The sequence below is a fragment of the Leuconostoc sp. genome, from assembly GCF_965300815.1.
The window spans coordinates 1-8,585 of sequence record NZ_CBDKZH010000058.1 but is presented as its reverse complement, the minus strand read 5'-3'; the positions used below and the strand labels follow the sequence as shown (position 1 = coordinate 8,585).

General features: G+C 40.4%; 9 protein-coding genes and 1 pseudogene. All 10 read left to right on the top strand.

All coding sequences use genetic code 11. The annotated features are described in order from the left end of the window. A partial coding sequence (locus tag ACW12G_RS05030; protein WP_455647416.1) for an acetyl-CoA carboxylase biotin carboxyl carrier protein occupies positions 1–431 on the top strand: 431 nt, incomplete at its 5' end. Beyond that, on the top strand, positions 431–1,771 hold the full coding sequence (locus tag ACW12G_RS05025) for an acetyl-CoA carboxylase biotin carboxylase subunit (RefSeq protein ID WP_455647415.1): 1,341 nt from the start codon (positions 431–433) through the stop codon (positions 1,769–1,771). The genes ACW12G_RS05030 and ACW12G_RS05025, both read left to right, overlap by 1 nt. 12 nt (positions 1,772–1,783) lie before the next feature. Beyond that, positions 1,784–2,554, top strand: coding sequence for a putative hydro-lyase (locus tag ACW12G_RS05020; protein WP_455647414.1), 771 nt, complete (start codon positions 1,784–1,786; stop codon positions 2,552–2,554). Positions 2,555–2,558: 4 nt separating this feature from the next. Then, the gene (locus ACW12G_RS05015; RefSeq protein ID WP_141308596.1) at positions 2,559–3,323 is read left to right on the top strand and encodes a 5-oxoprolinase subunit PxpA; all 765 of its coding nucleotides are present in this window, start codon (positions 2,559–2,561) and stop codon (positions 3,321–3,323) included. A gap of 5 nt (positions 3,324–3,328) precedes the next feature. Continuing rightward, positions 3,329–4,559 (top strand): annotated as a pseudogene (locus ACW12G_RS05010) (NRAMP family divalent metal transporter). A gap of 11 nt (positions 4,560–4,570) precedes the next feature. Beyond that, positions 4,571–5,287 (top strand): 5-oxoprolinase subunit PxpB, encoded by a 717-nt coding sequence (pxpB, locus tag ACW12G_RS05005; RefSeq protein ID WP_147001364.1) that lies wholly within the window; start codon positions 4,571–4,573, stop codon positions 5,285–5,287. Continuing rightward, entirely contained in the window at positions 5,284–6,297 is a 1,014-nt protein-coding gene (locus tag ACW12G_RS05000) for a 5-oxoprolinase subunit C family protein (RefSeq protein WP_455647413.1), read from the top strand. The genes pxpB and ACW12G_RS05000 overlap by 4 nt, the downstream gene beginning before the upstream one ends. A gap of 304 nt (positions 6,298–6,601) precedes the next feature. Further along, the gene (locus tag ACW12G_RS04995; RefSeq protein WP_455647412.1) at positions 6,602–7,099 is read left to right on the top strand and encodes a hypothetical protein; all 498 of its coding nucleotides are present in this window, start codon (positions 6,602–6,604) and stop codon (positions 7,097–7,099) included. Between the two features lie 209 nt (positions 7,100–7,308). Then, positions 7,309–7,746, top strand: a complete 438-nt coding sequence (locus tag ACW12G_RS04990; protein ID WP_051660646.1) for a CidA/LrgA family protein — start codon at positions 7,309–7,311, stop codon at positions 7,744–7,746. After that, the gene (locus ACW12G_RS04985) at positions 7,739–8,485 is read left to right on the top strand and encodes an LrgB family protein (RefSeq protein ID WP_029509426.1); all 747 of its coding nucleotides are present in this window, start codon (positions 7,739–7,741) and stop codon (positions 8,483–8,485) included. Before ACW12G_RS04990 ends, ACW12G_RS04985 begins: the two co-directional genes overlap by 8 nt. Positions 8,486–8,585: the final 100 nt, after the last annotated feature.

Sequence of the window (8,585 nt, the reverse complement as noted above, 5' to 3'; positions counted from 1 at the left end):
AATTTATATTTAATAAAGGTGAAAAACACATGGAAATTGATGACATTGCTGCTATCGTAAAAATATTAAACGACAATAACCTTAGTCATATCTCATTTAAAAAAGGTGATTCGAAAATTAGTGTCTCAAAAAACATTAATCGTGAGATTCAAATAGCTGACAGCATAGATATTGCAAAAGAACAACCACAGCAAGAGATGCGTTACATCGTATCACCAACAATTGGCACGTTTTATGCCGCGTCTGATCCTGAATCGTCACCCTTTGTTACAGTGGGACAGACAGTAACCCAATCGACTGTAGTTGGTGTTGCAGAAGCCATGAAAATGATGACCAACATCTTAGCAGATAATGAGGGCGTGATTGCGGAGGTTTTAGTTCAAGATGGTGATGTAATTGAATTTGGACAAAAATTGTTTAGGTTGTCGTGATGCACAGTACAGTAGAACACAACTTTAAAATTTTAATTGCTAACCGTGGTGAAATTGCGGTCAGAATTATTCGAGCGGCAAAAACATTGGGGTTCACAACAGTAGCGGTTTATTCGTCCGCCGACAAAGCATCGCTACATGTCGCAATGGCAGACGAGGCCGTCCAAATAGGTCCTGCAAATGCGATTGATAGCTATTTGAACCAACATGCAATTTTAGCGGCAGCAGAGATTACACATGCGGATGCCATTCATCCTGGTTATGGCTTTTTGTCTGAAAACGCGGATTTTGCCAGTAAAGTCGAATCAATGGGTCTTACATTTATTGGCCCAACAAGTGATACCATTTCTCAAATGGGAGATAAGGCTAGTGCACGTCAATTCATGTCAGAAACCGGCGTACCGATTGTGTCTGGAAGTGATGTTTTTTTTGATAATGTACATGCTGGTTTGACACAGGCTAATCAAATTGGTTATCCTGTGATGCTTAAGTCTGTTGCTGGTGGCGGCGGAAAAGGTATGCGACTGATTCCAAGCCAAGATAGTTTTCAATCATTATTCGAGCTTGCCCAGAACGAAATTAAAGCGTCAGTTGGTGATGGTCGTATGTATCTTGAGAAATTCATTGATCAGCCACGGCATATTGAAGTACAGGTATTAGGTGATGGGTTAGGAGATGCCATTGTCTTGGGTGAACGTGACTGCACTATTCAAAGTCATCATCAAAAAGTTATTGAAGAAGCCCCCAGTCAGTACCTGGATGCAGCCATACGCTCTGAGATGTTAGATGTCGCGTTGAAAGCGACAAAAAAGATGGCCTATCGTAGTGCAGGTACTTTTGAATTTTTGTATCAAGGCCCTGGTCGTTATTATTTCATGGAGATGAATACACGAATTCAAGTGGAACATGCGATTTCTGAGGAGATTTCAGGTATTGATATTGTAGGTGCGCAATTACAATTAGCCTACGGTCAAAAGCTAGCTGATATACCTGTAGATACTAAAAAAAAGTTTGCTGTTGAGGCAAGAGTTTCCGCGCAATCATCCGGTACAATTAGCGGTCTCCATTTACCTGCCGGTTTAGGCGTACGCGTTGAAACTGCTATATATCAAGGTTACACAGTACCACCATTTTATGATGCAATGATTGTCAAAATCATTGCATCAGGCCGTGATCGTCAAGAAGCCTTAACACGTTTAAAAATCGCTATTGAAGAAACAGTGATATTAGGCGTTAAAACGAATTTGGATTTATTACTACGTATCTTGACACACCCTGACTTCACTTCAGAGGAAAGTAGAACAGATATTGACTGGCTCGACTATCAACTTGAGGAATAGGAGATTGTTATTATGACGCCAACAGCATTTAGACATTCAGTCAGAAATAATGCGTATCAAAAACCCACAGCTGGGATATGTCCTGGGTTTGCACAAGCAAATTTAATCGTTCTACCAAAAAAAGATGCGTATGATTTCTTATTACTGGCGCAATGGAATCCAAAACCTATACCGATCTTAGAAGTCACAGAAATTGGGAACCGACACTTGCTACGGTTAGGTACCGATATTGATTTGACAACTGATCTACCAAAGCATCGTATTTACCAAGATGGTAATTTGACAGCAGAAGTGTTGTCAGTGAAAGATTACTGGCGTGATGATTTGGTGAGTTTTTTGATTGGTTGTAGTTTTTCTTTTGAAGACTTGTTAATTGAAGCTGGTATTGAAATTCGTCATATTACGGAACAAGTCAATGTGCCAATGTTTAATACCAATATACCTTTGCTACCAGCAGGTCATTTTTCAGGCAACATGGTTGTGAGCATGCGCCCAATCAAAAGTAGTCAAATTGCAACCGCAGTGAATGTGACAAATCGTATGCCCGGTGTTCACGGCGCACCAATTCATATCGGTAATCCTGAAGAGATTGGCATTATCGATCTCACCAAACCAGATTTTGGTGATGCTGTAACAATTAAAGCTGACGAAACACCGGTTTTTTGGGCTTGTGGCGTTACACCTCAAGCAGCAGTAATGGCTTCAAAACCGCATTTCGCTATCACGCACGCACCAGGTCATATGCTAGTTACCAATTTACCCAATAAGGATTTAATCGTGTGAAAAAATGATAAAAGTTGATTTTAATGCTGATTTAGGCGAAAGTTTTGGAAAATATATCATTGGCTTAGACCAAGAAATTTTAAAACAAGTTACCTCTGCGAACATTGCGTGTGGCTTTCATGCTGGTGATCCAACAATCATGGCTAAAACGATTCAATTAGCTATTGATGAGGGCGTTGCAATTGGTGCCCATCCAGGATTTGCTGATTTACAGGGCTTTGGTCGCCGAGAAATTATCATGTCTCCTAGTGACATCACAGCTATGGTTGCGTATCAGGTGGGGGCTTTGAGCGCGTTTACGCCAGATCATAAGTTACATCATGTCAAAGCACATGGGGCCTTGTATAACATGGCCGCGAAAGACCGACATATTGCCAAAGCAGTTGTAGCTGGCATTCAGCAAGTGGATCCGCAAACCATTATTTATGGCTTAGCAAACAGTGAATTAATTCATGCCGCAAAAGAAGCGCATATGCAATTTGCACAAGAAGTATTTGCCGATAGAAACTATCAGGCTGATGGTACGCTTGTGCCACGGACACAACCAAATGCAATGATTTTAGATCCACAAGAAGCTGCACAACGCGCATTAGACATGGTAATCAATCAGTCTGTGGTGGCAATCACTGGGGAAACTGTGCCCTTAACTGTGGACTCAATTTGTGTGCACGGTGATAATCAAGCGGCGGTAGAACTAGCACGACACATTAAGCAGTTACTACGCCATAAACAAATTGACGTTACTAGTGATATCACAACAAGAGGATAAAAAATATGGCTCAAAACGACACAAAAAATAATGTTTCATCAATTAACAAAAGAAGCGCACGATCTGTCGCAATGGGCGCTGCCTTTGTTATGGCAATGTCTGCTGTTGGGCCAGGTTTCTTAACCCAAACTGCAGCATTTACAAGTCAATTAGGGCCAAATTTTGGCTTTGCTATTTTGGTCACTATTTTAATTGATATTGTCGTGCAGATAAATATTTGGCGTATTATTACCGTTTCTGGTAAACATGCGCAGCAAATTGCCAACGATATTTTCCCGGGATTGGGTTACTTTTTAACCTTCTTAATTGTTGTGGGTGGCTTTTTCTTTAATATTGGGAATGTTGCTGGGGCAGGTCTTGGACTAAATGTGTTGTTTGGTATTTTCGGCAGAAAACGGGGCGATTATAGCAGCGCTTTTGGCAATTATCGTGTTCGTCGTTCGCAATGCGCTAGTCGTAATGGATCGGACAGTCCAAGTCTTAGCAGTTGTTAAAATTGCTGTTTTAATCTACATTCTGTCTGTGACAACTGTGCCCGTTAGTGCAGCGGTTAAACATACTTTTCTACCGACTGATATCAATTTCTACTCAATTGTTACAATTGTTGGTGGGACAGTAGGTGGGTATATTTCTTTTGCTGGTGGTCATCGTTTGTTAGAAGGTGGCATTCGTGGTCAAAAAGGTTTGAAATACGTTAATGAAGGTGCCCTTTCTGGTATCGGTATTGCTTCAGTCATTCGTGTGATGTTATTTTTAGCAGGCCTTGCAGTCGTCATGGCGGGGCATAAGCTTGACCCTGCCAACCCAGCAGCCGCTATCTTTCAAATTGCCGCTGGTAACTTTGGTTATAAGTTTTTTGGCTTACTGTTATTTGCCGCCGGTATGACATCAGTTCTTGGCTCAACATTTACATCTGTATCATTTTTAAATTATTCGCACTCTTCAGAAGGGGCTGCAAAATTCCAAAAGTATCGTCCTTACTTAGTCATTAGTTTTATTGCACTTTCTACCTTGGTCTTTTATATCATTGGCAAACCAGCTCAAATTTTAGTGATTGTTGGTGCAATTAACGGTCTCATCTTACCAATTGCTTTAGCTATTTTACTAGTTGGCGCACATAAGCATAAGATTATGGGGGATACCTATAAACATCCAATACTGTTAAGTATTTTTGGTTGGCTTGTTGTCCTATTCATGGCATTTGCTGGTATTGAAACACTGATCAATACCTTATAAAAGGAGAAAATATGACACCAAAAATTATGTTTTCCGGTGATACCAGCATTAATGTTGTCTTTGAAAATGTTATTTCCGAAACGATTAATCGCCAGGTTTTAGCCATAGCTAAATTGGTAGAAAGTCAACATATTAACGGTTTGTTGGATATTATACCGGCTTATCGTGTGGTGACATTTGTTTTTGATCCACTAGTTATCGATATTGTAACTTTTCAAAATTTTCTACGGACACAGTTAGAGCAACAAATAAATATTGATACGAATAGCGACAGCCGACTGTATCACGTACCAGTATTATACGATAAAACAGTGGGCCTGGACTTACTTGAGGTTGCGAAGTATCATGATTTGTCTGTGGCAGAGGTTATTCGTTTACATACGAGTCATACCTATAGAATCTATATGTTAGGATTTTTACCAGGATTTGCTTATCTTGGTGGTTTAGATGAGAAACTGCATACACCACGAAAAGAAACGCCGCGCTTACGTATTCCAGCTGGGTCGATTGGCATTGCTGGTCAGCAAACTGGTTATTATCCTGTCGTATCGCCTGGCGGGTGGCAAATTATCGGACGAACACCATTAGTCGTATTTGATGCTAATCGTCCCGAAATAAGCTTTCATGCTGGAGATAGGGTACAATTTTATGCAATTGATAAACGCGAATTCCAACAATTGGCCGGTGTACATTTCAATGACTTTTTTGCGGGGGCATCGATACAATGAATGCAATTAAAATCTTAACTGCTGGTACGTTAGCAACAGTTCAAGATACCGGTAGAATTGGTCACCAAGGTGAGGGCCTACCAAATTCCGGTGTAATGGATAACTTTGCTTATCAAATTGGTAACGCGCTGGTTGGTAATTGTCCAAGCGATAATTCCGCTAGCATAGAGTTTGCTATCACGGGCGGAAAAATCCAATTTTTAAGTCAGACAATTGTTGCTTTAACAGGCGCGCGCGCATTAGTGAAACGTAATGATGAAGTGGTTAGTCAAGATATGCCAATTTTGGTGAAAGAAAACGATGTGCTGGATTTTACGCAAATCACACAGGGGCGATTTATCTATTTAAGTGTTGCAGGTGGTGTACAGGTCCCGACGCGTATGGGATCACGATCAACGAGTTTATCAATAAAACTAGGTGGTTTTGACGGGAGATCATTAGGACAAGGCGACGTACTACCAATTTTATCTTTGACAGAAGCATGGCCTCGACTGCAGCCAAAATTATCACCACAAATGCCTAATCAGCTGGTTAGTTTGACAACTCGCCATAAAGTTCGGATTGTTGACGGGCCGGAATCAGATTGGTTTTCTAATAAGGACTGGGAAAAATTATTAAGCCAAGCATTTCATTTAGGTAAGCATATTGATCGGATGGGCTATCGTTTAGACGGGCCTAAAATTAATGCTAAAACTGAAAACTTACTTTCAGAAGCCAATATGAACGGTGCCATACAAATTTCACGTGATGGTCAGCCAATTATTTTATTAGCTGATCGTGCAACACATGGTGGTTATCCAGTCATTGCCAAAGTAATGATCGCTGATTTGGGCATACTCGCACAGTGGCCGCAAGATCAACCTATTTTTTTCGAGAAGGTAGCTATTAGCGACGCTTGGGAAATGACAGCTGAAATGGATCGATTTATCAAAGGTGTTTATCAATCGCATCCTTGGGAAACATTGCTACCTATCAGAATAATGGCAAATAAAATTAAACAGCTTTTTTAAACGATACAAACTTATTTGCGATAGGTTTTAACAACACAGTAAAAACAACAACTTTAAAACGGTTGTTGTTTTTTGTTTATGTTAAGCACGTACACCATTTTCATTCATTGACTACTTAGGAGCATTGTGGTATCGAGTTAAAAAAAATTTTGATAAAATAATATCTGTTAAAGGCACCTGGGGGAGCAACGTATGAGACATTGATTGCAACAAACTGTTTTTATGCGTTGTGAGTGGTGCCAAAAATGAATGAACAGCACCGGCAATGTTTTGTCTGTTTGTCGGTGAAAAGAGGGGGGAAGACATGACAAATAAGCAAAAGTTGATGTTTGGTTCTTTGGTAGGAATCGTGGCGTTGTTGGGGATTATCCTGTTGTTATTCATCCGGCAATCACAGGGGCAGCCACATACTAGCCCAGCACCACAAATCGACACAAATAAAGTGGTTAAGCGGATTAATGGTGAGCTGTTTACCGATGCGGGCTTTGGCACGTATCTGGCAGATCCTGACAATTACGCAGGTAGTACGTATGTTGATGGGCAGGATCTTGGGAGCCAAAATATCAACGATGCTGTGGCGAAAAGCTTAGAAAGTGAAGAACAGGGTACTAGCTTTAGCAAGCTGTTTGATAAGGATCAAATCGTAAACTTAAAAACGACTTGGGAACCAGATGGTAATGCCTTTATTGCACGCGGTGATTTGATTCGTCAAGATACAGGCAAGACCTATCCGTTTGCATTTGAATTCAACACAAAATACCAGATTTTGCAAGAATGGTTTGGTAAGAATATCAAAATTTAATGGCTCATCATTGTGATTATGCTGCAAAAATCAATATAAAAAGCCGATGTCGTTTAGGGATCGGCTTTTTATATTGTCAGCGATTTGTCTTGATGTTATGCAATAATGATATTTGTTATATTACGGTATAAGTGTTGTAATTTTCGAATAAAAGCGTAGAATAGTTTGTGTAGTGTAAGCGCTTTCATGAAGAAAAAGAGGAGAGAATCATGAAAAATCATCACGAAAAACCAGCTGCGCCAATATTAACCCAGTTTCTCATTTTTAGTGCAATTCTGTTGGTATCTTATTTAATATCATTGGGGATGAGTGTTATCTTACCGCAATTTCCAGTGCCAACACCGTTGATCGGCTTAATCTTATTATTTCTTTGTTTAACCAGTGGACTGGTCCGATTGGAGCAAGTCGAGAAGTTATCACAAAATCTCTTGGGGATGATTGGGTTGCTATTTGTACCGTCAGGCATTTCGTTAGCTAATTCTTTGCATTTATTCCGAGAGGAAGGCATTAAAATCATTGTCGTCGTTATCTTAGCTACTATTATTTTGTTGTTGTCGGTGGCCTACACCTCTAAAATCATTTCTAAAATTGCCGGCAAATTCAGCGCAAAGCGCACTAAAATCGTACGAGGCGCCTACAATGATTAATATTCTTAATACACCATTCTGGGGCATTTTCTTAACAATTTTTGTTTACTGGATCGGACAACAATTATTCAAAAAGTATCCCATTTTCATCTTCCAGCCGTTGTTTATTGGTATGATTTTGGGAATCTTGGTGCTTGTGAGTTTTGCCGGGATATTTAAGCAACCAATGAGTCATTTTTATCAGCAATATAAGGCTGGTGGCGACATTGTGTTCTGGTTTTTGAGTCCAGCAACCATGGCCTTTGCCATCCCGCTGTATAAAAAGCGCGATATGGTCAAACAATACTGGTTAAGAATTTTCTCGACCTTAATCATTGGTTTAACAGTTGCGTTGATGCTTATTTTTGGGGTATCGAAACTCTTTGGTCTATCACAAATTGCCACCATCGCGATGTTGCCACAAGCAGCTACCACGGCCATTGCCTTGCCAATTTCTGCCGTCATTGCTGGTGGTGGTGAGGCGGGCGCCTTTGCCTCGTCAATCACGGCGATGGCAGTGATCGTAAATGCTGTGGTCATCTACGCGTTAGCGGACAAACTCATTCGTTGGTTCAAGTTGGATCAAGATCCCATTGGTCTCGGTTTATCTTTTGGGACGGCCGGACATGCGATCGGGTCAGCTAAAGCAATCGAAATTGGTGAAACAGAAGGCGCAATGGCTTCTATTTCAATGGTGGTCATTGGCTTGATTGTCGATGTTATTGTCCCAGTGTTTGCGCAAATGGTTGGGTTAATGTAAAACGCAACTAATCATTGATAAGACAAAACCTGACTAAACACACCAGTTTAGTTAGGTTTTTAATTTAACAACCATATCGACAATAGGTTGATTTTTAAAT

Coding starts and splice junctions, on each gene's coding strand:
- ACW12G_RS05000 (WP_455647413.1), top strand. CDS start 5,284: ATGAATGCAATTAAAATCTTAACTGCTGGTACGTTAGCAACAGTTCAA.
- ACW12G_RS05020 (WP_455647414.1), top strand. CDS start 1,784: ATGACGCCAACAGCATTTAGACATTCAGTCAGAAATAATGCGTATCAA.
- pxpB (WP_147001364.1), top strand. CDS start 4,571: ATGACACCAAAAATTATGTTTTCCGGTGATACCAGCATTAATGTTGTC.
- ACW12G_RS05025 (WP_455647415.1), top strand. CDS start 431: ATGCACAGTACAGTAGAACACAACTTTAAAATTTTAATTGCTAACCGT.
- ACW12G_RS04995 (WP_455647412.1), top strand. CDS start 6,602: ATGACAAATAAGCAAAAGTTGATGTTTGGTTCTTTGGTAGGAATCGTG.
- ACW12G_RS04985 (WP_029509426.1), top strand. CDS start 7,739: ATGATTAATATTCTTAATACACCATTCTGGGGCATTTTCTTAACAATT.
- ACW12G_RS05015 (WP_141308596.1), top strand. CDS start 2,559: ATGATAAAAGTTGATTTTAATGCTGATTTAGGCGAAAGTTTTGGAAAA.
- ACW12G_RS04990 (WP_051660646.1), top strand. CDS start 7,309: ATGAAAAATCATCACGAAAAACCAGCTGCGCCAATATTAACCCAGTTT.